This window comes from Pseudomonas mandelii (assembly GCF_024138395.1).
Classification (GTDB): Bacteria; Pseudomonadota; Gammaproteobacteria; order Pseudomonadales; family Pseudomonadaceae; genus Aquipseudomonas; species Aquipseudomonas mandelii_E.
Genome location: NZ_JAMYDU010000007.1, coordinates 86512 through 112847, shown reverse-complemented (window position 1 = coordinate 112847; position 26336 = coordinate 86512). Strand labels below are relative to the sequence as shown.

Genomic DNA, 26336 nt, shown 5'->3' with positions numbered 1-26336 from the left:
AGAGGGAGGCGTTGCGGGTTTTCAGCAGTGTTGCTCAGATCATCTCAAATCAAACCTATCCAGATTCATCACCTTGTCCCAAGCCGCAACGAAGTCATTCACAAACTTCTCCTTCGCGTCGTCGCAGGCGTAAACCTCAGCCAACGCCCTCAACTGCGCATTCGAGCCAAACACCAGATCGACACGCGTAGCAGTCCATTTAAGGTCGCCGGTTTTGCGATCGTGCCCTTCAAACTCCTCGTTGTCGTCCGACACCGGTTTCCATTCCACGCTCATATCGAGCAGGTTTTTGAAGAAGTCGTTGGTCAACGCTTCCGGCTGCTTGGTGAACACCCCGTGCCGGGTTTGTCCGACGTTGGTGTTCAGCACGCGCATACCGCCAATGAGCACGGTCATTTCTGGCGCGGTGAGTTTCAGCAGTTGCGCCTTGTCGATCAGTAAAGCCTCGGCCGGTACGCTGTAGCGGGATTTGAGGTAGTTTCGGAAGCCATCGGCGGCAGGTTCCAGGTAGCCGAAGGATTCAACATCCGTTTGTTCTTGCGAGGCGTCCATTCGTCCCGGCGTGAAAGGCACTGTCACGGTATGGCCGGCATTTTTTGCCGATTGCTCGACACCGGCGCAACCGGCCAGCACGATCAGGTCTGCCAGGGAGATTTTCTTGCCGCCGCTGTTGAACTCGTTCTGGATGCTCTCGAGTTTCGCCAGTACGCTCGCCAGTTGCTCAGGCTGGTTGGCCTGCCAGAATTTCTGCGGCGCCAGACGCAGGCGTCCGCCGTTGGCGCCGCCGCGTTTGTCGGAGCCGCGGAAGGTGGAAGCCGCCGCCCAGGCAGTTGATACAAGCTGCGAGACGGTCAGGCCGCAGGCCAGGAGTTTGCCTTTGAGTGCGGCGACGTCGCTGTCGGTGACCAGGGCATGGTCGACCGCCGGGATCGGGTCTTGCCACAGGAGTTCTTCGTTGGGCATTTCCGGGCCGAGGTAGCGCGAGAGGGGGCCCATGTCACGGTGGATCAGCTTGAACCAGGCGCGGGCGAACGCGTCGGTCAATTGATCGGGGTTCTCAAGGAAGCGTCGCGAAATCGGCTCATAGACCGGATCGAATCGCAGGGCCAGGTCCGTGGTCAGCATGGTCGGGTTACGCCGCTTCGACGGATCGTGAGCATCTGGAATGATGCCAGCACCGGCGCCGTCTTTGGCTGTCCACTGGCTAGCGCCCGCCGGGCTCTTGGTCAGTTCCCACTCGAAGCCGAACAGGTTTTCCAGGTAGTTGTTGCTCCATTTTGTGGGCGTGGTGGTCCAGGTCACTTCCAGGCCGCTGGTAATGGTGTCGCCACCCTTGCCGCTGCCGAAAGTGCTTTTCCAGCCCAGGCCTTGTGCTTCGAGACCAGCGGCTTCGGGCTCGGCACCGACATTGTCGGCAGGGCCGGCGCCGTGGGTCTTGCCAAAGGCGTGGCCGCCGGCGATCAGCGCGACGGTCTCTTCGTCATTCATCGCCATGCGCCCGAAGGTCTCGCGGATGTCCTTCGCCGCGGCTAGCGGATCCGGATTGCCTTCCGGGCCTTCGGGGTTGACGTAAATCAGGCCCATCTGTACTGCGGCGAGCGGGTTCTCCAGATTGCGCCCTTTGTCGGTACGGCTGTCCTCATTTTCCCCAGGCTCAGCTACCAGTGGGCCTTCGCCGGGTTCTTGCATGGGTTCTTTTTTGTCTTTTTCGTAGCGGGTGTCGCCTGCCAGCCACTTGCTTTCGGAGCCCCAGTAGACGGACTCATCCGGTTCCCAGACGTCTGGCCGACCGCCGGAAAAACCGAATGTCTTGAAGTCCATGGACTCCAGCGCGACGTTGCCGGTGAGCACGATCAGGTCGGCCCAGGAGATGTTGCGGCCATACTTTTGCTTGATCGGCCAAAGCAGCCGGCGGGCCTTGTCGAGGCTGACGTTGTCCGGCCAACTGTTGAGCGGCGCGAAACGCTGCTGACCGGAACCGGCCCCTCCACGACCGTCACCGGTGCGGTAGGTGCCGGCGCTGTGCCAGGCCATGCGAATGAACAACGGCCCATAATGACCGAAGTCTGCCGGCCACCAGTCTTGCGAATCGGTCATCAGTGCGCGCAGGTCTTGCTTGAGCGCCTGAAAGTCCAGGCTCTTGAACGCTTCGGCATAGTTGAAGTCTTCGCCCATGGGGTCGGACAAGGGCGAGTGCTGGTGCAGGATTTTCAGATTCAGTTGGTTCGGCCACCAATCGCGGTTCGTCGTGCCACCGCCAGCGGCGGCGTGATTGAACGGGCATTTCGATTCATTTGCCATGTGTGCGTTACCTTTGGTCGTATTCATCCGGCTATCCGGCCCGGGGTGGGCGCGCAATAGTGACGAGCGAAATCAATGACATAGGCTGTAGCCGTTCGATCAACCGATCGTCGTGGTCACACGGGAAATCTGGAGAACAGCAATCGAGTTGCCAGCACGGTGGCCCACGGCAAGCCTAGTACGCTTCTGACTCATTCGTATCTTTTATCAAGTCTCAACCGGCCAGCTTACGCCAGCGCTCCAATAAGGTTAGACGCCTATAAAGCAGTCAGCTAATAGGTGGAGTATTGGGGGGTGATAGGGACAATCTTTTAGTTGAGTCTTGAGGTAGGCGACTGGCCTCTTCGCGGGCAAGCCTCGCTCCTACAGGTTTTGTGTGGAAACACGATCGTGCAAACGACACAAAACCTGTAGGAGCGAGGCTCGCCCGCGAAGACGGCAGCACAGACACAGCAACTCCCGGATCAGCCCGGTATCGTATGATGAGCCCTTTCCATCGACGCCCATCCAAGGACCCTTACCCGATGTCTTTAAGCAAACGCGATCAGGCACACATCGAACGTCGCCTGGTCGCCACCCTGACCGAGGCGTGTGAAACAGCCAAAGCGCAAATAGTCGGGTTCTGCTGGCTGACCCACGAAGTCGATTATGCGGCCTTTCCTTCCAGCCTGCGGGTGATCTGGGTCTTCGATACGCAGGCCAACAAGGATCAGGCGCTGGCGAGCGGGCAGGGCGAGCGCATGGTCGAACTGACGGCTATGGCGTTAAGCGAAGCGGGGGTTCTTGTCAGCCCGGTAGCGGCCCATGTGCAGTTCGATTCTGAAGAACAATGTCTGCGCGCCCATGCCGGCAACTGGCAGCAACGCCTGGCGCCCAAGCGCTCGACGCGGGGTTGAAACGTGGCCAAGGATATCGAAAATCCGTGTATTGCCGTTTGCCAGCTGAGCGGTGAGCTATGTGTCAGTTGTGGCCGCACCAAGGACGACATCAGAAAATGGAAGCGCATGAAGCGTCCGGAAAAAATGGCGGCGGTGCAGCGGGCGAGTTTGCGGTTGAAGGGGCTGCAGAAGAGGAAGGTTTGAGGGCAATGCCAGTCAGCTAAGCCGAACACGACCCTGTAGCAGCTGGCGAAGCCTGCGTTCGGCTGCGTAGCAGTCGTAAAACCGGAGATTACGGTACATCAGGCAGACCGCATTAACCGGATTCACGACTGCTACGCAGCCGAACGCAGCCTTCGGCAGCTGCTACAACGAGTGGGGCACGGCTGAAATTGCTGCACACACCTCTCGAACACAATCACGCAACCATCGATGCGCTGAATCGGCATCCATTCGTGGATGCCAGAGCATCGAAATGGTGATCGGCGGCAGGTCGAGCGGAAGATCAAAACCGTGCAGGCCGGCGCGCAGGTTTCGGGTGTGTTGCGCGGGCACGGTGGCGATCAGGTCCGAGGCGCGAGTCAGCGCCAGCGCGGCCGAGAAACCGCCGACGATGGTGGTGATCTCGCGCTCCAGTCCCAGCCCTTCCAGGGCTTCATCCATCGGCCCTCTATCGAGCCCGCGTCGCGAGACCAGGATGTGCCTGCCAGCAGCGTAACGGGAGGCGGTGACCTCGCCCTGGCTCAGCGGATGCCCCGTGCGCACGACGCCGATGAAGCGATCCTCGAACAACGCGCGGGTGCGCACTTCCGGGCTCGTTGTGCCGCCGACCACGCCGGTTTCCAGGTCGACGGAACCGTCGCGAAGCGCGGCGCTGTCCTTGTTCAGCTTCTGCATAAAGTGCAAGCGCACGCCGGGTGCTTGCTCACTGACGCGGGCAATCAGCGCCGGGCCGAAGTTCTCGACAAAACCGTCGCTGGTGCGCAGCGTGAATGTTCGCACCAGTTGCTTGAGATCGAGCTGTTCGGCGGGGCGCAAAACGGCTTCTGCGTCTTGCACCAATCGACTGACCTGTTCGCGCAATTCGAGCGCCCGAGGCGTCGGCACCAGCCCGCGTCCAGCCCGGACCAGCAGCGGGTCGCCGGTGGTTTCGCGCAATCGCGCCAGCGCCCGGCTCATGGCCGACGGGCTCAGGCGCAGTCGTTGGGCGGCGCGTGCGACGCTGCCTTCGGCGAGCAGCACATCCAGGGTAATCAGCAAATTCAGGTCGGGAGTCGTCATGCCTCAACGTTAGCACGGCGTGGGGGTGACATGGCGTCAAACGCAGCTATCAAGTGCAAGTGATGCGTCTTCCGCCATGTCACGCGCGGGCATACGCTGCTGATCTACCTTTCAGATGTGGCCAGACAATGAAACTTATCACCTCATCAGGCTCGGTTCGCTGGGCGCTCGTCAGCCTTTCGCTGTCGATGTTGATGCCCTCACTCGACACCAGCATCGCCAACGCGGGTTTGCCAATACTGGCCGAGGCGTTGAATGCTTCCTTTCAGCAAGTGCAGTGGATCGTTCTGGCGTATCTGCTGGCGATCACCACGTTGATTGTCAGCGTCGGACGACTCGGTGACCTCGTCGGTCGTCGGCGCTTGCTGCTGACGGGCATTGGCATTTTCACCCTGTCATCGCTGGCCTGCGGTGTCGCGCCATCGCTTGGGTGGCTGGTCGGCGCCCGGGCGGTGCAGGGGCTAGGGGCGGCGATCATGCTGGCGCTGACCGTGGCGTTTGTCGGTGAGACAGTGCCAAAAGCACAGACCGGCAGCGCCATGGGATTGCTTGGCACGATGTCGGCGGTCGGCACCACACTGGGGCCGTCGCTCGGAGGGCTTTTGATTTCCGGCTTCGGCTGGCAGGCGATTTTTCTGCTCAACGTGCCGCTGGGCATTCTGAACATCTGGCTCGCGTATCGCTATTTGCCGGCGGATGCACCGCGGACGAAAGCGCCGCGGGTGGGTTTCGACAAGGCCGGCACGTTGCTGCTGGCACTGACCCTTGCGGCGTATGCGCTGGCCATGACGATCGGGCACAGTGATTTTGGGCCGCTCAACATTGCGCTCCTGCTGACGGCTGTTGTCGGCGCAGGGATTTTCATATTTGTTGAGGCCAGGGTTGCCTCGCCATTGATTAAACTGGCGCTGTTCCGCGAGCCGGGTTTGAGCGCAAGCCTGGCCATGAGCACGCTCGTTTCGACGGTGATGATGGCGACGCTGGTGGTCGGGCCGTTTTATCTTTCGGGTGCGCTTGGACTCGGCACGGCGTTTGTCGGCCTTGCCTTGTCGGTCGGCCCGCTGGTGGCTGCGCTGACCGGCGTGCCGGCCGGTCGCCTGGTGGACCGTTTTGGCACTCGGCGCATGACCCTCGTCGGGCTCGCCGCGATGGCGCTCGGCACGGGTGCTTTATCGATGATGCCGGCGGGTTTCGGCATCCTCGGTTACCTCGCGCCCATCGCGGTGATCACTGCCAGCTACGCGTTGTTCCAGGCGGCCAACAACACCGCGATCATGACCGACATCCGTCCGGACCAGCGCGGCGTGATTGCCGGCATGCTTAGCCTGTCGCGTAATCTCGGACTGATCACCGGAGCCTCGGTCATGGGCGCGGTGTTTGCCTTTGCCTCGGCGACGGCAGACATCACCACGGCATCTCCCGCAGCCATCGCCCACGGGATGCGAATAACGTTTGCCGTCGCCGCGCTGTTGATCGTCCTGGCACTGGGAATCGCGCGGGCGCTGCGAGATTCACACTGCTGCACTGCATGCAGACTTCACCGAGTTACATAGAACAAAAACCTGTAGCAGCTGTCGAGCCTGCGAGGCTGCGTTCGGCTGCGAAGCAGTCGTCAAACCAGAATTTGCGGTGCATCAGGCAAACTGCGTCAGCCGGATTTACGACTGCTGCGCAGCCGAACGCAGCCTCGCAGGCTCGACAGCTGCTACAAATAGTGAGTCTTAGCCGTGTGGCATCCCCAGCAGGCCGGTCAGGGTATTGATAATCGCTTGTTGCCGCGCACGGTCTGTCTGGTGCACGGCTTCAGCGGCGGCGACATCGGCGTCACAGTGGGGGCAGGTCACTTCGTGCGCATGGATGTACTGCAAGCAGCCCCGACACAGCGCCAGTTGCGGCGGAATGCGTCCTTCGTCCGGCGATTTCTGGCCCTGGTTCGCCCAGGCCAGTTTGATTACCTGGCCGCTGTCGCTGACGCTGCTGACCTTCTCGCCAGTGTCGATGCGTTCAGTGATCAGGTCAAAACGTCCGACGGCGAAGGAGGTCTTTGCCGCGTCTTCGAGTTTGACGATGCGCTCGCGCAGCCCGCGTTTTTTCAGATCCAGCGCGCGGTAATGGCAGTAGGGGTTGTTGCCGGGTTTGCCGAGCAGGGAGTGCGACGTCCAGGTGCAGCCGCCACGGCAGACATCGTTGTAGTAACAGCTTCGGCAGTAACCCCACAGGTCGTCGACGCCGCGCAGGCGGCCGAAGTGCATGCCTTCGCTGTAGTGCCAGATATCGTGCAGGCTCATGGTGCGCACGTTGCCGCCGGAAAATCCCACCGTTGCCAATGACGGGCAACCCTTGACGGTGCCGTCGGCTTCCAGCGCCAGCACGGTCTGGCCGGCGGCGCAGCCACTCCAGTGCACGCGGTCGTCGCCGAAACCACGCCACATGTGTTCATAAGGACCGTAGTAACCAATGTTGTTGCCCACGTTCATCAGCAGGCCGCGGTCAACGCCTTCGCGATACAAACGCGCCAGCAACGGCATCACTTCCAGCAGTTGATACGGCTGCAATAACAGCTCCGGGTGATCGACGGCATTGCCCATCGCGACCGTCAGCTGGATCTGCCAGTGAGTGGCGCCGAGGCCGATGATCAGGTCCATCAACTCGGGCAGATCGGGCAACGTGGCCGCGCCGATTTGGGTGTTGACGCTCACCGCAAGCCCGGACTGTTTGGCCCGTCGCAAGGTGTCTACCGCCTTGTCGAACGAGCCCGGGACATTGCGCACAGCATCATGCAACGGGGCCAATCCATCCAGTGAAACACCCACGCCATTGAGCCCGGCATCCACCGCTGCCTGCATTTTCGCCGGTGTCAGGTTGCGTCCACCGGTTTGTATGGCGCAGTACATGCCGTGATCGTGGATGGCCTGGATCAGTTGAGTCCAGTCCCTGCGCAAATAGGCTTCACCACCAATCAGGGTGATTTCGCGAGTGCCGAGGGCCGCTAGGGAATCGATGACGTCCAGGCATTCCCGGGTGTTCAATTCGTCGGGGCGTCGATGGCCGGCGCGTGAGCCGCAATGCAGGCATTTGAGATCGCAGGCCAGGGTGATTTCCCAGACCACATGCACCGGCACGTAGCGTTTGAGGTCGGTTTCACTGAGGTAGCGGGCAGGGCGACTGTCTGACATGGAAAATCCTTGCGCACAACGCGTGCGCGGCACGAATCCATCGAAGTGTTCGCGCCTTCCTTGGGTCAGTGGCGCGACCGGATTTACCTTTTGTGGCCAATGCAGTCAGTTAAGCCATAATGCAATCCGTAGCAGCTGTCGAGCTCCGGCGAGGCTGCGTTCGGCTGCGAAGCAGTCGTGAATCCGGCTAACGCGGGCTACCTGACGTATCGCAATCTCTGGTTTTACGACTGCTTCGCAGCCGAACGCAGCCTCGCCGGAGCTCGACAGCTGCTACGAGGAGCGTATTGCTGCCGAAATGGTTTAACTGACTGACATCGCCCGAGCTCGGCCATTGGTGATGGCCAAGCCCGGTAGTGCGGCTTAGCGAGCCTCCAGCCGGGCGATTTCAACGTTCAATTGGTCCAGCGCATTACGCAGCGCACCGCTGTGGGCCAGTTGCTGTTCACCCTGGCTGACCACAGCCTTCAGTTGCGCCAGGTCACCGCTGGCTTGCGCTTGCTGTACCGCGACGGCGTAGAGCGGCACCGCATGGTGCGGATGCTCTGGGCGCACAATAACGGGAGCCTGGCTGACCGCTGCGTGTTTCACGTAATGCCATTGGCCCTGATTCTCGTACTTGTAGTCGGCATAACCGCTCGCCCAATCGCCGCCTAAAATGCCCTTCAAACCGAAGGTCTGGGCGATCTGGCTGAGAGGGCCGCTCGGACTGCCAGCCAGGGTGAGGATGATGTGGTTCTCCGCCGTCGGCACCAATTTGGCCTCGGAGTATTCACCCCAGACACGGGCACGGAAGTTGAGGGGCGGGTAGGTGCTTTGGACAATACTGACAATCCCGCTGACTTTTTTCTTGGCGGTATCCACCAGCAGATCGAGCGTTAAAACCGGTGCGCCCGGCAGGTGATTGCTGACGTTGAGGCGGGTATGAAAAAGTCCGATTGACATGGTGCTACTCCCTTATTTGTATTCAAGACAAGTCGGGCATATTTCGTGGTCGAGTCAGCGGCGCTCCTGCCGGCTGATTTCTTCCTTGGCCGTTTCAAGCGCCGTCTGCAGTTGGGGTTGCTGATCCAGTTGCTGCTGGGCCAGGCGCGACAGGTTTTTCATCTGGGCCAGGTCACCGCTGGCCATTGCACTTTGAATCGGGGCGGCGTACAGCGGCATGATGGGCGGATACGATGACTCCGGTGGAATTACCGGGCCGGGTTCCAACGGCAGCGGGGAGACGTGGGACGGCACCGCCTCAATGAGATGGGCGGGAGCATTGTTGACCTCGACCCACTGCTGACCATTCAAGTATGAGTAGTTGGCAATACCTTCTTTCCAGTCGGTGCCCACTACCAGTTGCAACTTGAAATTCACGATGGAATTGGAGCCTGAGCCGCCGTGATTGCCTTGGGCGGTGATCAGGATTTTGCTGACGCCGGGTGACATGACTGTCAGATAGGTATACTCGCCCCAGACATCGGAATGCACATCCAGCGGCGGGTTGGTCGCCTGAGTGATTGCAGCGGTGCCGTTGACAGTCTCATCAGGGGTAAAGACCAGAAGATTGAGTGCCAGACTTTGTGCACCCGGCATCGAAGTACCAATTCGGTAGCCGAGCGGGAACAAACCGACAGCTTGTTGATTAGAACCAGACATGGTTATTGCCTCCATTGCAATAAGGGGAGCGGAAATAGCGGTTAGTGCTTTTCCAGGCGTGCGACTTCCTTGGCCAACTGCTCGTAAGCGTTACTTAGCTCTTTGTTTTCTGGTGTGGATACATCGCGTTGGTTCAATAACGTTTTCATTTGCGGCAGGTCGCCGGCCTTGATCGCGCTTTGGATGGCCACCCCATAGGGGGGCATGCTATGGCGAGTTGAACTGCTCATAACGATTCCTTCCGTGGTGTTGTGCGGGCACTGCTGTCATCAGCAGTTTGTGCAGTTAAGCAGGCGCGGATAAATATGCAATGGGCAATGGAAGAGTAATTTTAATATTATTTTATTAATCGCGATGGGTTAGCAGGCGGTGTATTCAATATTAAGATTGGCGATGAAGGGAGACCTGTTCAGTTACTTCTTCATAAACGTTAAGTTCTTTATCGCCATTATTCGTATTTGATTAATCAAGCCAAGTAACGCCGAAACCAGGCCAGTGTCCGGTCCCAGGCAAGCCTGGCGGCGGCATCATCGTATCGAGGCGTGGAGTCGTTATGGAAACCGTGGTTAGCGCCTGAATAGATATAGGCTTCATAGGTTTTGCCGGCCGCTTTCAACGCCTGTTCATAGGCGGGCCATCCTTCATTGATGCGCGTATCCAGTTCACCATAGTGGAGCAGCAGCGGGGCTTTGATTCTGGGGACATCTTCAGCCTTTGGCTGACGGCCATAAAAGGGCACGGCTGCCCCTAGCTCCGGATAGGCCACGGCCGCGGCATTGGCGACTCCACCGCCATAACAGAAACCGGTGATGCCGACTTTCCCGCTGGTGGCTTCATGTTTCATCAGCCACTCGATGGCGGCGAAAAAGTCATTCATGAGTTTTTCCGGATCGACTTTCTGCTGCAATTCCCGACCTTTGTCATCGTTCCCAGGATAGCCGCCCACCGACGTCAGACCGTCCGGGGCGAGTGCGATGAACCCCGCTTTGGCGAGACGCCGGGCGACATCCTCGATGTAAGGGTTGAGCCCACGGTTTTCATGCACGACCAGCACCGCCGGCACCTTGCGCGTGGCTTTCGCAGGGCGCACCCAATAACCACGAACCTGCCCGTGACCCTTGGGCGAGGGGTAGGTGATGTACTCGGCGATGATGTCCGGGTCGGTAAATGGCACCTGCTCGGCCAGCGCATAATTCGGGCTCAGGGCAGCGAGGAGGGCTGAGGCCGTCAAGCCGCCCAAGGTGAACAGCGCCGCACGATCAAGAAACTCTCGCCGGTTGATTTTGCCGTGGGCGTAGTAGTCGTAGAGTTCGAGCAGTTCAGGGGCAAAATCTTTCGCTGTGAGACGGTCCATCTGCGTGCTTCCTGATTGGTTGATCCGGATTCGGTTCGGCGCCAAAAAAACGAGCGCTCTCTAGCAGCTGTAGCAGCTGTCGAGCTTGCGAGGCTGCGTTCGGCTGCGAAGCAGTCGCAAAACCAGACGACGCGGTGCATCAATCAAACCGTGGATGCCGTATTCACGACTGCTTCGCAGCCGAACGCAGCCTCGCAGGCTCGACAGCTGCTACAGATCGCTTTACGACCCCGCCTGTTTATTCAACGCCTCTTCAGCCGCTGCGATTTCTGCCTGACGCTTGATGATCATGTCGCCCACCGGCGGGCCCTGGAAGCGTCGGGCTTCAAAGGCGAACCAGATAATCGCCGTCAGAATCAGAAAACCCAGCGTGATGTACAGCGCCCAATCGTTCGGCGGCTGAATGCCGATCACAAAGATCAGCACCATCGAGAGGATCGAGAGGATGGCGAACAACGAGTACAACCCGCGCCCCATGTTCCATGGCCCCATGGTCGGCCATTTCGCGGTCCCGTAGGTAAACAGGCCCAGGACGATGGGAATGATGAAAGAGAAGAACAGGAAGATCACCGTGCAGGAGACCACAATCGTGTACACCGGCGTTTCGCCGATCGATACCAGGGACGATCCCCAGACGAACAGCACCGCGAGGGTGGCACCGGTCCAGATCGCCGCCACCGGGCTGCGATGGGTCGGTGAGACCGAGGCCAATGCTTTCGAGAAGGGCAGGCCGCCGTCCCGGGAGAACGCGAAAATCATGCGTGAAACCGAGGTCACGGTCGCCAGCCCGCAGAGCACCTGCGAGATGAAAATCGCTACGTAAAGCGCCATCTTGATCGTCGGGTTCACCTGAGTGTCCATCGCCCAGAAGAACACATTCCAACCCTGCTTCGCCGCTTCGTCCATGCTTGGCAGCATCAGTACAAACGAGCAGAGCATCACCCAGCCGAACAGCAACGACCAGGCCACCGAGCTGACCATCCCGAGCGGCACCGACCAGGCTGCCTGACGGGTCTCTTCGGAGGTGTGCGCGGAGGCGTCATAGCCGGTGATGGTGTAGATCGGCAAGAGCAGGCCGAGCATGAAAATCCAGCCGTTCGACACCTGTGGCCAGACGTTGCCGCCGGCCTCGCCGGAATAGTTGCTGAAGGTCACCAGCCGGGCGAAGTCATAGCTGGATGCAGAGATCAGGCAGACGATGGTCAGCGCGATTGCGGTGGCGAAGATCAGGTAGCCCGAGAAGTCGGTGAGTTTTGCCGTCAGGCCGATGCCGAAGTGGTTACACAAGGCCTGGAGGCCGGTCAGGATCGCCAGGAAAGTGATCCGTGTGGTGATGGTGTCTTCCATTCCCAGGGCCGGTCCGAAGGCACCGAAAAAGAAGTAATAGGTACCGACGTTAATCGCGCCGAGCACCGTGATCAGCCCCAACAGATTGAACCAGGCCGTCAGCCAGCCAGTGAAACGGTTACCCAGAATCGAGCCCCAGTGATAGAGGCCGCCAGCCGTGGGGTAGGCCGAGGAAATCTGTGCCATGGCCATGGCGAAAACCCCGGAGATAAGGCAGCCGAGTGGCCAGCCGATACCGATTGCCGCACCGCCCGCACCTGAGGTGCCCTGGGCCAGCGAGTTGATGCCACCCGAGAGGATGCAAATGATCGAAAAGGAAATGGCGAAGTTGGAGAAAACGCCCATGCGTCGCGAGAGTTGCTGGGCATAGCCCATGTTGTGCAACACCTTGAGGTCGTCGTCTTGTGGCGCGGTGGCGCCGGGTTGGCTTACTGGACTCATTATGTGTGCCCTTGTCAGGTTTTGATCCACATCCATCCGCGTGGTGCGTGCCGAATGGGTTTGTCTTCAACCCCCTGTCGTACTGCTCCTGTCTCTAACCCGCTTAAAGACGGCCGTGAAACGCCGCGTCGAAAATTTCTGCCGCGCCAGTTCGTGTCAACGGCAACGGATTGCCGCCGGCGCAGGGGTCGACAATCGCCATGTCCGCAATCAAATCGGCCTGCTTGTCATCCACCCCCAGTTCAAACAGCGTATGCGGCACGCCGATGTCTTTGCGCAGCTTGAGGACGAAGGCCAGAAAGCTGTCGAAGCCCGGGGAGGGCAGGCGCAAATAAGCCGCCAGACGGGTGATGCGTTCTTCGATGGCCGGGCGATTGAACTTCAGCACGTAGGGCATGAAAGTGGCATTGGTCATGCCGTGGTGGGTGTCGTACAGGGATCCCAACGGATGTGAAAGCGCGTGAATTGCGCCCAACCCTTTCTGGAAAGCGGTAGCGCCCATCGCCGCAGCCGCGAGCATTTGCGCGCGCGCGTCGAGGTCGGAGGGGGTGTGTACCGCCCGTACCAAAGCATTGGCCACCAGGCGCATGCCTTCCACCGCAATGCCTTCGGCCATCGGATGAAAGCCGGGAGCGCAGTACGATTCCAGGCAATGGGCAAACGCGTCCATGCCGGTGCCGGCGGTGACTTTTGCCGGCATGCCGATGGTGAGGGCCGGGTCGCTGATGACCACCCGCGGCATCATCTTCGGGTGGAAGATGATGCGTTTGGTGTGCGTGCGTTCGTCGATGATCACCGCCGCACGGCCGACCTCGGAGCCGGTCCCCGCGGTGGTCGGCACCGCAATGACCGGGGCGATGCTGCTTTCGTCGGCGCGTGTCCAGTAGTCGCCGATGTCCTCGAAATCCCAAACCGGTCGGGTCTGGCCGCTCATGAACGCGATGAGCTTGCCCATGTCCAGGCCACTGCCACCACCGAAAGCGACCACGCCATCGTGTTTGCCTGCGCGCCACGCATCGAGCCCACCCGCCAGGTTGGCTTCAACGGGGTTGGGTTTGAGGTCAGAAAACAGCGCTACTCCAAGGCCGGCGGAGCGCAAGGATTCCAGCGCCGCCGTGGTGATCGGGGCACGCGCCAGACCACTGTCGGTGACCAGCAATGGTCGCTGGATCCCTTGGCTGCGACAGACCTCGGCCAGTTCGGCGATGCGGCCAACACCGAAGCGGATGCTCGTGGGGTAGTTCCAGTTCGCGGTCAGGCTCATGGCTCAGATCTCGTAGCGCAGATGGAAGGATTTCGCGCGGGTCAGGTGTTCATAGCCAAGGCGCGACAGCGTTACGCCGCGCCCGCTGTTCTTCACCCCGGTCCAGGCCAGGGCCGGGTCCAGATAATCGCAGCGGTTCATGAATACGGTACCGGTGGCGATCTCGTCGCCGATGCGTTCGGCGGCGGCGAGATCTTGCGTCCAGATCGAGGCGCTGAGCCCGAACTCACTGTCGTTCATCAACGCGATGGCTTCGTCGTCGCTGGCCACCGGCATGATGCCAACCACGGGGCCAAAGCTTTCCTCGCGCATCACCGACATTTGATGGGTGACGTCTACCAGTACCTGCGGCGCGAGGTAGGCGCTGCCCGGCGCGTCGGCGGCAAAGTCCTTTGGATCGATCAACGCCCTTGCCCCTTGTGCCAACGCATCGGCGATCTGCCCGCGCACGAATTCAGCGGCGCTCGGTGTGATCAGCGGGCCGAGGGTGGTGGCTTCGTCCAGCGGATTGCCCAGTACATATTGGCGGGTCAAGTCAACGAAGCGCTCGACAAAGGCCGGGTAGATTTTTTCATCGACATAGATACGTTCGACGGCGCAGCAGCTCTGCCCGGAGTTGAAGAAGCTGCCGTCCACCAGGTTTTCCACCGCATGTTCAAGGTTGGCGTCTGCCCGGACATAGGCCGGGTCTTTGCCGCCAAGCTCCAGACCCACGCCAAGGAAGCGGCCTATGGCGGCGGCTTCCATGGCCTTACCGGCGTCGACGGACCCGGTGAAGTTCACCTGATGCACGCGTCCTGAGGCGATGATCGCGGCGGTCTGCTGATGATCGAGTAGCAAGTTCTGGAACAGGCCTTCGGGCAGGTTGGCGCGACGAAAGGCTTCGGCGAACCGCTCGCCGACCAGCAGCGTTTGCGAAGCGTGTTTGAGGATGACGCTGTTGCCCGCCATCAACGCCGGAATGATCGTATTCACCGCCGTCAGGTAGGGGTAATTCCACGGTGCAACGACCAGCACCGTACCCAACGGTTCACGTTTGATACAGCGCCGAAAACCGGCGACAGGCACAGGTTCAATTGCCGCCAACGCCTCAGGCGCAATGGCGATCATGTGCCGCGCACGTTCTTCGAAGCCGCGCAACTCGCCGGCGCCAAAACGTACCGGGCGGCCCATCTGCCAGGCCAGTTCCGGCACGATCTGGTCTTTCATCGCCAGCATCGCGTCTACGGCGGCGCTGCAAAACGCGGCGCGTTCGCTCAGTGGCCGGCGCTGCCATTGCGCCTGGGCGGTTGCGGCAGCTGCCAGAGCCTGCTCGAGCTGCGTTGCATCGGCGCGGCGGCGTTCGGCGTAGACCCGGCCATCGACCGGGGAGATGAGTTGAACGATCTCTGTCATGGTGTGTGCTCAATAGCGCTCGAAGCCGCGCTGCAGTTCCCAGTCGGTGATGCGCCGGTCGTATTCTTTCTGTTCCCACTCGGCGGTGTGCACGTAGTGGTCGATCACTTCATCACCGAACGCCTCGCGCAACATGCTCGACGCCTTGAGTGCGGCGCAGGCTTCGCGCAGGGTTTTCGACACTTCAGGCAAGTGCTCATCGACGTAGGCATCGCCCTCGAAGGGCGGCGCAAGGTCGAGCTTCTCGTCGATACCGGCCAGCCCCGCGGCGATCAAGGCAGCGAAGGCCAGATAGGGATTGAGGTCGGCGCCACCGATACGGCATTCGATGCGGATGGCCTTGCTGCCTTCCGCGCACAAGCGAAAGCCTGCGGTGCGATTGTCCCGGCTCCATACGGCCCGCGTCGGGGCGAAGGTGCCAGCCTGAAAGCGCTTGTACGAATTGATATAGGGCGCGAGAAAACAGGTGATGTCGTTGGCGTATTTGAGCTGCCCGGCCACCCAGGAACGCATCAGTTTCGACATGCCGAACTCAGCCTTGGGGTCAAAGAACAGCGGCTTCTTGGCATTCTTGTCCCACAGCGAATTGTGCACATGGCTGCTGGAACCGGCGGCGTCATAGCGCCACTTGGCCATGAAGGTGATCGCCTTGCCCTGCAGTTGCGCGATCTCTTTGCAGGCGTGTTTGATGATCACGTGATGGTCAGCCATGGTCAGGGCATCGGCATAACGGATGTTGATCTCTTCCTGCCCCGGCCCCCACTCACCCTTGGAGTTTTCCACCGGAATGCCCGAGGCCTGCAGGTGTTTGCGAATCGCCCGCAATACCGGCTCTTCGCGGGTGGTCTGCAGGATGTTGTAATCCTCGATGTAATGGCCGGCCGTTTTCGGCTTGTGGTAGTTGCGCTCGTGGATCGCCTGGTAACTCTCGTCGAACAGATAGAACTCAAGCTCCGAGGCGAACATGCCGGTATAGCCGCGTTCGCGCAGGCGCTCGATCTGCTTTTTCAGGATCGCCCGCGGGCTGTGCGGCAGGTCCCTTCTATGGTGATGATCGAGCACGTCACAGAGCACCAGCGCCGTGCATTCCAGCCAGGGCACGCGACGCAGCGTGGCCATGTCGGGTTTCAGGACAAAGTCGCCATAGCCTTTGCTCCAGCTGGCCGCGGCGTAACCCGGCACCGGTTCCATGTCGATGTCGTCGGCCAGCAGGTAATTGCAGCAATGGGTTTCTTCGTGGCCGCTGTCGATGAAAAACTCGACCTGGAATCGCTTGCCGACCAGTCGTCCTTGCATGTCGATCATGCAGACCAACACCGTATCGATCTCGCCGGCGGCAGCGGCGCGCTTGAGTGCATCAAAGCTGAGGAGGGGCTCGGTCATCACGTCAATCCTGCGTGAAAGGTTTGGGCCTGTCTGAAATAGCTGTTGCAGACGCTCTCCAGAAAAACCAAACCCTGCAGAATCGAGCATCGTGAGCAATGAGCTGCTGAAAGCTTAGCCTACTGTTGCCATGCGCAAGTTTCGGCTGGATGTGAACGGCCCGGGCTATGACCCCGGGCCACGGTTGACAGCATTCGCCTCGTCAATGCCCACCCACCACCATATGGCTGAATGGCGCCACATATGCTTGCAGCGTTACCAGCCCGCCGACCAGGATCGCCAGCACCACGGAATGGAAAAACACGTAGCGCAGGATTTCCCCTTCATGGCCGTACCAGCGGGTGGCGGTGGAGGCGACCACGATCGATTGGGCATCGACCATCTTGCCCATGACCCCACCGGAACTGTTGGCCGCGGCCATCAATACCGGGCTCAGGCCCAATTGCTCGGCCGTTACCCGTTGCAAGCCGCCGAACAGCACGTTCGAGGCCGTGTCCGAGCCGGTCAGGGCAACGCCGAGCCAGCCGAGCAGCGTGCCGAACATGGGATAGAAAATGCCCGTTGCGGCGAAGGCCAGCCCCATCGTGGCGTCGAGGCCCGAGTAACGGGTCAGAAAGCCCAGGGCGAGCATCGCCACAATGGTAATAAGCGAGTAACGCACCACCCACAACGTTCGCAAGTAATGGTGTACCAGCTGCGGGATGGAATAACCCATCAGCAGTCCGCCGAGAATCGCCGCCAGCAAGATGCCGCTGCCGGTACTGGTGAACCAGTTGAACTTGTAGACCGCTTCTTCGGTTTTAGGCGCGGGCACAACGGGCGGGACCTTCTCGATCTGCTGGTGAATCGTGGTGAAGGTCACGGTCGGGGCAAAGATCGGGTTCGCTTCGCGCATCGGCTTGCCTTGGGGATCGAGCTTGGCCGAGTTGGTTTGCGGATCTATCGCTGGACGAGTATCGAACAGGTTTTTGAAGCTCTGGGTGCCCCAGGCGAAGACGAAGACGGTGAGGATGATCCACGGTAACCATGCCCGCATCACGGCTGGTTTTGCATCGCTGGCAAAGGTCGCTGTGGGTTTCTCGTCCGGGTCCGCATCCACCCTGGAGGTGTCGGCCCGGCCTGACAAGGCGGCGGAGGTATGCACAGTGGCCGGCTTCCAGACCTTGAGGAAACCGGTCAGGCAGGCCATGGAAATCAGCGCGGCGATCACGTCCACCAGCATCGGCCCGTGGTAGTTGGACACGAGGAATTGCGGTATGGCGAAGCTGACCCCGGCGATCAGGATCGCCGGCCAGATTTCCAGCATCTTGCGCCAGCCGGCAAAGGCCCAGATCAGCCAGAACGGCACGATCACCGAAAAAAACGGTAGCTGCCGGCCGACCATCATCGACAGCTCCATTTCATCCAGCCCGGTCACTTTGGCCAGGGTGATGATGGGTGTGCCAAGGGCGCCGAACGCCACGGGCGCGGTATTGGCGATCAACGCCAGGCCAGACGCGGCCAGGGGCGAGAAGCCCAGCCCGATCAGAATGGCCCCGGTTACCGCCACGGGAGTGCCGAAACCGGCGGCCCCTTCGAAGAAGGCCCCGAAGCAGAAGGCAATCAGCAGCAGTTGCAGACGTCGATCGTCAGTGATGCGCGCCAGGGAATCCTGCAGCACTTTGAACGAACCGTTTTCGGTGGTCAGCCGATGCAGGAAAATGATGTTAAGCACGATCCAGCCAATCGGCAGCAGACCGTTGGCGGCACCGTAAAGCGCGGCCGAGCCCGCCATGTTCGCCGGCATGCCGAAGGCGAAGATCGCAATCAGCAAGGCCGAGCCCAGGGCCAGCAATGCCGCCAGATGCGCCTTGATGTGGAAAAACGCCAGGGAGACCAGCATCACCACCACCGGCACCGCCGCCATGATGGTTGATAGCATCGGGTTATCGAAAGGGTCGTAGATTTGCTGCCAGACCATGTTCCACCTCTGCTTTTTATTGTGGGTAGCGCAGACCCCCGTGGGAGAAGGTGGCTTGGAGTATAGGTGGCGTTACGCTGCTGTCCTGGCGGGGCCAGCCGTTCAGGTTTTGAGGCCGCCCCCGAGGCGTGCGCTCCTTTCGACCATCGCCACGATCGTTGCGAAAAGTTCGTCCTGTGCCTGCACTGGCGTGATCTCTCCAGTTGCGGCGGCATGGGACAGCGCCTCGGCTGCACCGAGCATCGCCCGAAGACTCGCCGGCGTGATTTCGCCCGATCCGGCAAAGGGGAGGAGGGCGTTGCGGCACTTGTCCATGAAGATCGCTTCGTACTCGCGCTTGATCTTTTCCAGCTCGGGCGAGCTGGTCAACGCGGCGATCACGCCGGGTATCTCGCGGCCCTGAACAAGCACGCAGTCGACATAAGACGAGGCGATGACCATTGCCTTGCTGGCCAGGGTCGGTTCACTGGTTTGAAGCGCGGCGTCCATGAGGGCGGTCTGACGCGCATCGAACTCCTGATAAAGCGCCGCCAGCAATCCGGGGCGGGTGGTGAAATGGTCGTAAACCACCGGTTTGGTAACCCCCGCCTGTTCAGCGAGCCGGCCCAGGGTCAACGCTTCCGTCCCTTCTTCTCGAACCAGCTGCCAGGCGACATCCAGCAACTGGCGCTGGCGCTCTTCGCGCGACATCCGGCGGCGCGGTTGCGGGGCGGAATCCAGCTCAGGTATTTCGGTGCTTGACATGCTTATGTACCAAAAGTAGCTTACTGATCGTAACTTACCAAGAGTATATAAGGCTCGCTTCTAGCCCTCAATCACTGATTCCGTAGCAGGAGGTTTCGACATGCACGCACTTATCGTTGTGGCTCACCATGATCCCCAGTCGCTCACCCATAGCCTCGCAAGGCAGATCGCCGACGGTGTATCCGCGGCTGATTCCGATCACTCTTTCGAAATTGCGGACCTTTGGGCGCAAGGGTTCGACCCGAGGTTCGGCGCGGCCGATCTTGCCGTCCATCACCGGGAAGCACCACCCCCCGCCGATGTGGCCGCCGAGCAGGCGAGGATTGATCGCGCCGATGCGTTGGTGCTGGTTTATCCGGTTTATTGGTGGTCGATGCCGGCGCTGCTCAAAGGCTGGATCGATCGGGTGTTCGCTAATGGCTGGGCATTCGATTTCAGTGCGGATGCCAAGTTGGAGAAGAAGCTTCGCCATCTGCGGGTTCACCTTGTGGGTGTCGGTGGCGCCGACGCGGGAACCTATGCGCGCCATGGTTATGCCGACGCCATGAAGACGCAGATCGACCATGGAATCTTCGATTATTGCGGTGCCAGCGTTGTGACGTCCGAGCTGTTGCTCGACTCGGAGACCCAGGCGCCGACGGTTCATCTGGAGGCTGCGCGGGTGATCGGTCGTGAGCTTTTTGATGCATCCAGGCTCTGCGACGCGGCTCAGGGTATTCACCATTGCCGACCGGTCAACGCCGATGCTTTTTGAAAGACAAAAAAAGAGCCTCGAAGCTCTTTGATGGGGAGGAAGTAGAGCCGGAGGCTCAAGATGCGCATGAAACAAGTGGTGAGCTTATTGGGGTTCAGTTCACTCACCACCTACGCAACGGCTTACACCTCCAACCGCCACGTATCATCATCGTAAGAAGCCGGGGGCTGGCACTCAAGTACCATTAGTCTGGGTGTTGCATCTGCGTTGATAACTTGTGGGAGCGAGCTTGCTCGCGATAGCGGTTTATCATTCAACACGGATATCGACTGACCCACCGTCATCGCGAGCAAGCTCGCTCCCACAGGGGGCGGGCAGCTACTCAGTCTTGCAGCTTGAACACCAACGCCTTCAACCCGCACTCAACATCGGCATCGGGAAACTCCGGCGGGTTTTCCAACCGTTGCTCGAACCGCAGGCTCGGCGCTTCGCGGGTGACGCCATCGATGAGAAAGTCCGCACCGAAAGCCGGATCGTTCATGCAGGCCAGCACCGTGCCCTGAGGGCTGAGCAATTCCGGCAGTCGGCGCAGTACGCGTTGATAATCCTTGGTCAGCAGAAAACTGCCTTTCTGAAAGGACGGTGGGTCGATGATCACCAGATCGTAAGGGCCGCTATTGATCACTTTGCCCCATGACTTGAACAGGTCATGGCCGAGAAAACTCACCTTGCTCAAGTCATGTCCATTGAGCCGATGATTGTCGCGGCCACGGCTCAGGGCCGCGCGGGACATGTCCAGATTGACCACATGCGTCGCGCCTCCCGCAATGGCCGCTACCGAAAACCCGCAGGTATAGGCGAACAGGTTCAACACCCGCTTGCCATCAGCATTGGCCCGCACCCAATCGCGGCCGTAGCGCATGTCGAGGAACAGGCCGGTGTTCTGTTTGCGGCCCAGGTCCACGCGATAATGCAGGCCGCCCTCGGTGATCGTCATCTCTTCGATCGGCTCCCCGAGCAGCCACTCGGTGGTGCTTTCCTGCAGGTATCGATGTTGCAGCAGCAAGGTATGCGCGCCGGATGTCGTCCATGCAGGCGACTGCGTGATCGCCATCAGCCGCTGCTTCAAATCGTCCAGTTGCGACGCTTGCGGTTCCTTGAACACGCAGACCAGAACCACGCCCTGCAGCCAGTCGACGGTCAATTGCTCCAGCCCCGGCCAGCAGCGGCCACGGCCGTGGAACAGCCGACGGGTTTCTGCGGGCGCAGCCGCCAGCGCAGTCAGCAAATGGTCGTGGAGGACGGAGAGGGCGTCTGGGTTCATCGGGCAAGGTCGATCATGTAAAAGGGGCGGCATTTTAACCACAATTCGCCCCCCCACGAACCAACAGCGCGCGCGTTTACCAATCCACCGAATAGCTGACCGCCAATCGACGCCCTTCGGCATGAGGGTAAGGCGCGGCCGCATTGGCCTGCATGTAGAGCGTTTCGTAGTTGCGATCGCTCAAGTTGTAGACGCCCATGTCCAGTTTGCCCACCGGCAGTTCCACGCCGGCCAGCAGGTCGACTGTGGTATAGCCTTCGATTTTACGACCGTTGCCATCCTGAAAACCGGCGTCGTAACTGTCCAGGCGCATCGCCTGCAACCGCAGGTTGTAGTCGTCCTGCTCATAGGCGACGAAGGCGGTGGTTTTGGCCGGTGAGATGCGCGTGGCCGGCAGGTCGAGCCATTCGCCGTTCTGGCGGGTTTCGCCTTTGGTCCAGGCGTAGGTTCCGCCCAGCGACCAGGCTTGATCGAGGTGATACGTCAGGCTGGTCTCGACACCGCGCACGCGTTCTTTCTGATCGATCAGCCGTTGCGCCCGGGTGACGGAGTCGTAGTACTGCGTCACGTCCGAGCGGTTTTCGAACAGGGTGACGTTGGCCTGCAACGACTCCCAGTCACCGCGCCAGCCCAGTTCGTAGCTGTCGACCTTGATCGCTTGAGCGTTGAGGTCCTGGATGTTGTAACTGCCACGCACATCACGCAGAAAGCGCTGCACATCGGGCAGCGAGAAGCCCTGGCTGAAGTTGACGAATACATCCTGGACGCTGCTGATGTGGTAGACCGCGCCGAGGTTGTAGAGGGTGTCTTCGTACTTCAGCGTGCCGCCGGGCAACACCTCGGTCACGCCCGCTTGGGAAATGCCGCCAAAGGCGATGCTGTCGGCGACATCGCTGTGAATCCACTCGTGCCGCGCACCGCCGCGCAGGGTCCAGTCGCCGATGTCCCAGCTCGATTGAGCGAAGAGTGCCGTGGTGTTGGTTTCAATGTCCGGGCCGAAGGCGTAGCGCTGGCCTGTCGGCGTGTAGGCCAAGCCGTCGACGCGATATCTGTCGCCCTGCTGGCTGATTTGTTCGTTCTCGAAGTCGGCGCCCCAGACCAGATTGCCGGTGGCGCTGCCAATCGAGGGCAGGGGGCTTTCCACGGCGGTGCGCAGGCCATAGACCTCGGCTTCGCTCTCGGAAGCCACGACCCCGGCGTTGGCACCCCAGTTGTATGGGAAGAACCGCGCCTGTTGTTTGCGCCAGTAGCTTTCCACCATCAAGTGCTGGCCGAACAGATCGCGATCGCTGTAATTGAAATTCACGGCCTGGTTATGGGTGAACGGCTGGTCGCTCAACTGCAAGCCTTTGATCGCCACCGACTCGCCATTGCGAGAACCGGCCACATAGCCGGTGTCTTGCTTGTCCTCATACTCCTGCACGGATAGGCTCAGGCGTCGATCGTCATCCAGATCGAAGCCGAATTTGGCGTGCAGGTCATGGCTTTCGGTGTCCATGTTGCTGCCCTGAAACGCTTCCTGGGCGATGCGGTTGCCGTTGCCGTCGAACTGGTCGTTGCGTTGCAACAGATCGGCGGACACGTACCAGTCGAAGGCGTTCTGGCGTCCGGTCACGCTCTGGAACACTTCGTAGGCAAAACCTTTGCGGTTGAGGTTGTCGGCGCTGCTGAGGCCTACGCGACTGCTCATTGCCAGGGCTTGTCCCTCGTTACGCTTGGTGATGACGTTGATGATGCCGCCCGAGGCGCCCGCGCCATAGAGGCTGCTGGCACCGGAAACCACCTCGATGCGTTCGATACTCGATGGCGCGATGCTGTTGAGCTGGCGCGAAACGTCGCGACTGGCGTTCTGCGACACACCGTCGATCAGCACCAGCACGTTACGTCCGCGAATGGTCTGGCCGTAGTTGCTCATGGTGCCGGAGGAGGGCGCCAGACCGGGCACCAGCGTGCCGAGAATATCGGCCACCTTGCGCCCGGCAGCCGATTGTTGCGCGATCTCCTTCGCCTGAATCAACTGCACGGTGCCAGGAATCGAGGCGATGCTGGCCTCGCTGCGGGTGGCGGACACCACGGTGTCGGACAATGACAGTGAGCCGCTGCCCAGTTCCAGTGGCGCCGGAGCCGGTTGTAGCGTGACGCTGTCTTTACCGCTGAAGCGCCATTGCAGGCCACTGTCGCGCAACAGGCTATCGAGTGCCTGCTCGGTGCTGTAATCACCCTGGAGCGACGGCGCTGTTTTGCCGCGCAACAGCGCCGCGTCGACGCCGATGGACAACCCGGTCTGCGTGGCCAGTGCCGTCAGTGCCGAGTCCAGCGGCTGGCTTGCCAGTTCGAAGTGAAAGGTGTCTGTCGTGGAGTCGGCGAAGGCCGGTACAGCGCAGCTCAAGGCAAGTGCCAAAGCGCTCAGGCGAAAGAAGGAAAAGGTCTGGTGGGTCATTGTTGTTGCTCATGGAATCGACTGTATTAACTCCAATGACCGGGCTGAAATGAAATCGGGCAGTTGTCTTGAAGATTTTTTTCGGGGCTCCGCAAATTGATCGGAATCCCCGTAGGAGCTGCCGAAGGCTGCGATCTTTTGATCTTTAGCGATCTTCCTGTCGCCACAGATCAAGATCAAAAGATCGCAGCCTTCGGCAGCTCCTACAAAAGACGATCGGGTTCAGGGCTTAGCGCGTTCGCACCTGCACCAAATATTTGCTGTAGGTCTCGATGCGAATCGGCAAGGTCGCCTGCAATAAGGCCAGTGCGGCATCGCTGTCTTGCCCGGGCAGCACGCCGGTGAAGCGCAAGGTTTGCAATTGCGCATCCGACGCCCAGATAAGCCCCCGACGATGCTGATCAATTTCGGCCAGTACTTCGGGCAGTGGCCTGTCGTGGAAAATCAGCCGGGCGGGGGTCGAAGCGATCGTCTGCGTGGCGGGCGCCATCCAGCTCTGCACGGGCAGCCACTGACCGACGGCGATAGCCGCCGGCAACACCAGGGCTGCGCCTATCAGGCGGGCGCGAAAAGGCCGGGTTTTCGGGGGCGGCGAGAAGGATTGCCAAAGCTGCTGAAGTTGTTCGAACAGTTGCGCATGGCGCACATCTGCAGCGTGCCAGGCGTTGAATTCGGCCAGAACTTCAGGTGAGGGCGCCTCGTCCAGACGCACCAGCCAATGGGCCGCCTGCTCGCGGATTTGATCCTGGGTGAGGCTTTCACTCATCGCTCAATCCCTCGGGCAAGGCATCGAACAAACGGGCATGGCAGTGCGCGAGTGACTTGGCCAGGTACTGCTTGACGCTGCTTTCGGAGACCTGAAGGTGCCTGGCAATTTCGGCATAGGAACAGCCATCGACCCGCGCCATCAGAAAAGCCTGGCGCGGTTTCTCTTCCAGCTCTTCGAGCAACAGCAACAGCACTTTGCCGAGCAATTGGCGCACGGCAATGATCTGTTCCGGGCCTTGTTGGGCCTGCTGATCGAGCAGAACGACCATGCTGCGCAGGGTTTCTTCCTCGACCCGACGGCGATGATACTGATTGATCAACAGACGATTGGCGGCCACCAGCAAATAGGCCCGTGGTTCCTGCAATGTCGGCAAAGCGTCCAGACCCAGCAGTTTGACGAAGGTGTCATGGGCCAAGTCGGCCGCATTGTCGGGGCAGCCGAGCTTTTTGCGCAGCCAGCCGAACAGCCAGCCGTGATGCCCACGGTAAAGCTCGGAAAGAGACGAAGCGGACTGACCCGACACGACGAAACCTCGAACGAAGATAATTCGCAAATGGGAAGTTGTTGCAATTGCGAATGCTGTCATGTTGCTGCGCGGCGTTCAAGTCTGATGCGATGAGCCAAGACTCGATGAAATCGCCAGATGCTACAAAGCATGCGCTTCAGCTGATTTCGTCGTCTGACTGTATCAAAAATGAATTTCCACGAAGTCCGCTGCTCATACCTGTAGGTGGCGGATTTGAGCCGGCGAAACTATTTACGCAATCAGGGAGTGGCACAGTCATGAGTCCAGTATCGACGGCGGGCGCGCACTTGTCTGACGGTTTGATTCTTGTGGTGGAGGACGACCCGTTGATCCTGGAGTTTCTGTGCGAAATTCTTCAGGAGGAAGGCTTTGCGGTTGAACCACAGGTCAGCGCGGACGCTGCGTCGCAGTTTCTGGAGCAGCACGCGCCGGAGGTAGGACTGTTGCTGACGGACATCACCATGCCGGGCAAACTCAATGGCGCGGACTTGGCCAATCAGTTCGGCGACCGTTGGCCAGACAAACCGATCATGATCATGTCCGGCTTCGAAACCCCGAAAAGTTCGGGGGTCAAGCATCGGGTGGCGTTCATCAAGAAGCCTTGGGCGGTGGGACAGTTGCTCGATTGTGTGCAAAACGCCTTGCATTCGAACCGCTCTTTGTAGGCGCAGCCTGCGGCAGCTCTTACGCGGCTGATGTACATTGCCTGATAACATTCGCCTGGTTCTGGAAATCGCCCTTTGTCCGTTCAAGCCTCCGTGTTCAACACCTCGTACCGCGCTTTTCTGTTCGATATGGACGGAACTGTCCTCAATTCCATCGCGGCCGCCGAGCGGATCTGGACTATCTGGGCCCTGCGCCACGGCGTCGATGTCGATACCTTCCTGCCGACTATCCACGGCGTTCGGGCCATCGACACCATCACCCGTCTGGCCTTGCCCGGGGTGGACGCTGAAGCTGAAGCCGCGTGGATCACCGAGGCGGAAATCGAGGATGTGCAAGGGATTGTCGAGGTGGCCGGCGCGGCGAACTTTCTCAAGTCATTGCCCGCTGACCAATGGGCCATCGTCACCTCCGCGCCACGGGCGCTGGCCCTGCGCCGAATGGCGGCGGCAGGCATTCCCGAACCTGCCGTGATGGTCACCGCTGAAGACGTCAGCGCCGGCAAACCCGACCCTGCGGGTTATCGGCTGGCCGCTCGTCGGTTAGGAGTCGAGCCCACCGAGTGCCTGATCTTCGAAGACGCCGCCGTGGGAATTCGCGCCGGTGAAGCGGCGGGTGGTCACGTCATGGTCATCACCGCGACCCATGTTCATCCGCTTCAGACCCCGCATGCCACTTTGGCCCGTTATGACACGGTCCAGGTACGAGTGGATCTCCACAGCCAACTCAGCCTGTACACACTCTAATGTGGG

Annotated in this window: 23 protein-coding genes; 6 read left to right on the top strand and 17 right to left on the bottom strand. The window is 60.3% G+C overall.

From position 1 onward, the window contains the following. Positions 1–39 precede the first annotated feature (39 nt). The gene (gene katG / locus NHU87_RS13815; protein WP_253549184.1) at positions 40–2328 is read right to left on the bottom strand and encodes a catalase/peroxidase HPI; all 2289 of its coding nucleotides are present in this window, start codon (positions 2326–2328) and stop codon (positions 40–42) included. A 497-nt stretch (positions 2329–2825) separates the two neighbouring features. Between katG and NHU87_RS13810 the strand changes: the two genes are divergently transcribed. Continuing rightward, entirely contained in the window at positions 2826–3197 is a 372-nt protein-coding gene (locus NHU87_RS13810; protein ID WP_253549182.1) for a hypothetical protein, read from the top strand. Positions 3198–3200: 3 nt separating this feature from the next. After that, positions 3201–3383, top strand: a complete 183-nt coding sequence (locus tag NHU87_RS13805; protein WP_253549180.1) for a DUF1289 domain-containing protein — start codon at positions 3201–3203, stop codon at positions 3381–3383. 162 nt (positions 3384–3545) lie between these two features. On the opposite strand, the gene NHU87_RS13800 is transcribed toward NHU87_RS13805, so the two are convergent. After that, positions 3546–4460 carry a LysR family transcriptional regulator gene (locus NHU87_RS13800; protein WP_253549178.1) on the bottom strand — a complete coding sequence of 305 codons (915 nt, stop codon included), beginning with the start codon at positions 4458–4460 and terminating at the stop codon, positions 3546–3548. A gap of 128 nt (positions 4461–4588) precedes the next feature. Here NHU87_RS13800 and NHU87_RS13795 point away from each other — a divergent pair, with 128 nt between their 5' ends. After that, entirely contained in the window at positions 4589–6013 is a 1425-nt protein-coding gene (locus tag NHU87_RS13795; protein WP_253549176.1) for an MFS transporter, read from the top strand. Between the two features lie 168 nt (positions 6014–6181). Here the strand turns inward: NHU87_RS13795 and NHU87_RS13790 are convergent, their stop codons facing one another. The 11 genes from NHU87_RS13790 to NHU87_RS13740 all read right to left on the bottom strand — a co-directional run bounded on the left by NHU87_RS13790 (position 6182) and on the right by NHU87_RS13740 (position 19168). Further along, positions 6182–7636: a GDL motif peptide-associated radical SAM/SPASM maturase gene (locus NHU87_RS13790; protein ID WP_253549174.1), complete on the bottom strand. Its 1455-nt coding sequence runs from the start codon at positions 7634–7636 to the stop codon at positions 6182–6184. 363 nt (positions 7637–7999) lie between these two features. After that, positions 8000–8581, bottom strand: coding sequence for a DUF1842 domain-containing protein (locus tag NHU87_RS13785; protein ID WP_253549172.1), 582 nt, complete (start codon positions 8579–8581; stop codon positions 8000–8002). A gap of 54 nt (positions 8582–8635) precedes the next feature. Next, positions 8636–9280, bottom strand: coding sequence for a DUF1842 domain-containing protein (locus NHU87_RS13780; protein WP_253549169.1), 645 nt, complete (start codon positions 9278–9280; stop codon positions 8636–8638). A 41-nt stretch (positions 9281–9321) separates the two neighbouring features. Then, positions 9322–9510, bottom strand: coding sequence for a DUF1843 domain-containing protein (locus NHU87_RS13775; protein WP_253549167.1), 189 nt, complete (start codon positions 9508–9510; stop codon positions 9322–9324). A 236-nt stretch (positions 9511–9746) separates the two neighbouring features. Further along, entirely contained in the window at positions 9747–10634 is an 888-nt protein-coding gene (gene yghX, locus NHU87_RS13770) for a YghX family hydrolase (protein ID WP_253549165.1), read from the bottom strand. Positions 10635–10856: 222 nt separating this feature from the next. Next, positions 10857–12422 carry an amino acid permease gene (locus tag NHU87_RS13765; protein ID WP_253549156.1) on the bottom strand — a complete coding sequence of 522 codons (1566 nt, stop codon included), beginning with the start codon at positions 12420–12422 and terminating at the stop codon, positions 10857–10859. Between the two features lie 103 nt (positions 12423–12525). Next, a complete protein-coding gene (locus NHU87_RS13760) occupies positions 12526–13686 on the bottom strand; it encodes an iron-containing alcohol dehydrogenase (RefSeq protein WP_253549154.1) in 1161 nt (386 codons plus the stop codon). Between the two features lie 3 nt (positions 13687–13689). Continuing rightward, positions 13690–15081 (bottom strand): aldehyde dehydrogenase family protein, encoded by a 1392-nt coding sequence (locus NHU87_RS13755; protein ID WP_253549152.1) that lies wholly within the window; start codon positions 15079–15081, stop codon positions 13690–13692. A 9-nt stretch (positions 15082–15090) separates the two neighbouring features. Further along, positions 15091–16464, bottom strand: coding sequence for a glutamine synthetase family protein (locus NHU87_RS13750; protein WP_253549150.1), 1374 nt, complete (start codon positions 16462–16464; stop codon positions 15091–15093). Between the two features lie 202 nt (positions 16465–16666). Then, positions 16667–18424, bottom strand: coding sequence for an L-lactate permease (locus NHU87_RS13745; RefSeq protein WP_253549148.1), 1758 nt, complete (start codon positions 18422–18424; stop codon positions 16667–16669). Positions 18425–18526: 102 nt separating this feature from the next. Further along, on the bottom strand, positions 18527–19168 hold the full coding sequence (locus tag NHU87_RS13740; protein ID WP_253549146.1) for a TetR/AcrR family transcriptional regulator: 642 nt from the start codon (positions 19166–19168) through the stop codon (positions 18527–18529). A gap of 100 nt (positions 19169–19268) precedes the next feature. Here NHU87_RS13740 and NHU87_RS13735 point away from each other — a divergent pair, with 100 nt between their 5' ends. Then, positions 19269–19922 carry an NAD(P)H-dependent oxidoreductase gene (locus tag NHU87_RS13735; RefSeq protein WP_253549144.1) on the top strand — a complete coding sequence of 218 codons (654 nt, stop codon included), beginning with the start codon at positions 19269–19271 and terminating at the stop codon, positions 19920–19922. A 322-nt stretch (positions 19923–20244) separates the two neighbouring features. Here NHU87_RS13735 and NHU87_RS13725 read toward each other — a convergent pair whose 3' ends face one another. The 4 genes from NHU87_RS13725 to NHU87_RS13710 form a co-directional block, all read right to left on the bottom strand. Next, the gene (locus NHU87_RS13725; RefSeq protein WP_253549142.1) at positions 20245–21186 is read right to left on the bottom strand and encodes a class I SAM-dependent methyltransferase; all 942 of its coding nucleotides are present in this window, start codon (positions 21184–21186) and stop codon (positions 20245–20247) included. A 76-nt stretch (positions 21187–21262) separates the two neighbouring features. Beyond that, positions 21263–23626, bottom strand: a complete 2364-nt coding sequence (locus NHU87_RS13720; RefSeq protein ID WP_253549140.1) for a TonB-dependent receptor domain-containing protein — start codon at positions 23624–23626, stop codon at positions 21263–21265. A 229-nt stretch (positions 23627–23855) separates the two neighbouring features. Next, positions 23856–24392 (bottom strand): FecR family protein, encoded by a 537-nt coding sequence (locus NHU87_RS13715; RefSeq protein WP_253549138.1) that lies wholly within the window; start codon positions 24390–24392, stop codon positions 23856–23858. After that, entirely contained in the window at positions 24385–24918 is a 534-nt protein-coding gene (locus NHU87_RS13710) for a sigma-70 family RNA polymerase sigma factor (RefSeq protein ID WP_253549136.1), read from the bottom strand. Before NHU87_RS13710 ends, NHU87_RS13715 begins: the two co-directional genes overlap by 8 nt. Positions 24919–25178: 260 nt before the next feature. Here NHU87_RS13710 and NHU87_RS13705 point away from each other — a divergent pair, with 260 nt between their 5' ends. Beyond that, the gene (locus tag NHU87_RS13705; RefSeq protein WP_253549133.1) at positions 25179–25586 is read left to right on the top strand and encodes a response regulator; all 408 of its coding nucleotides are present in this window, start codon (positions 25179–25181) and stop codon (positions 25584–25586) included. 75 nt (positions 25587–25661) lie between these two features. Further along, positions 25662–26330: an HAD-IA family hydrolase gene (locus tag NHU87_RS13700; protein ID WP_253549131.1), complete on the top strand. Its 669-nt coding sequence runs from the start codon at positions 25662–25664 to the stop codon at positions 26328–26330. Positions 26331–26336 lie beyond the last annotated feature (6 nt).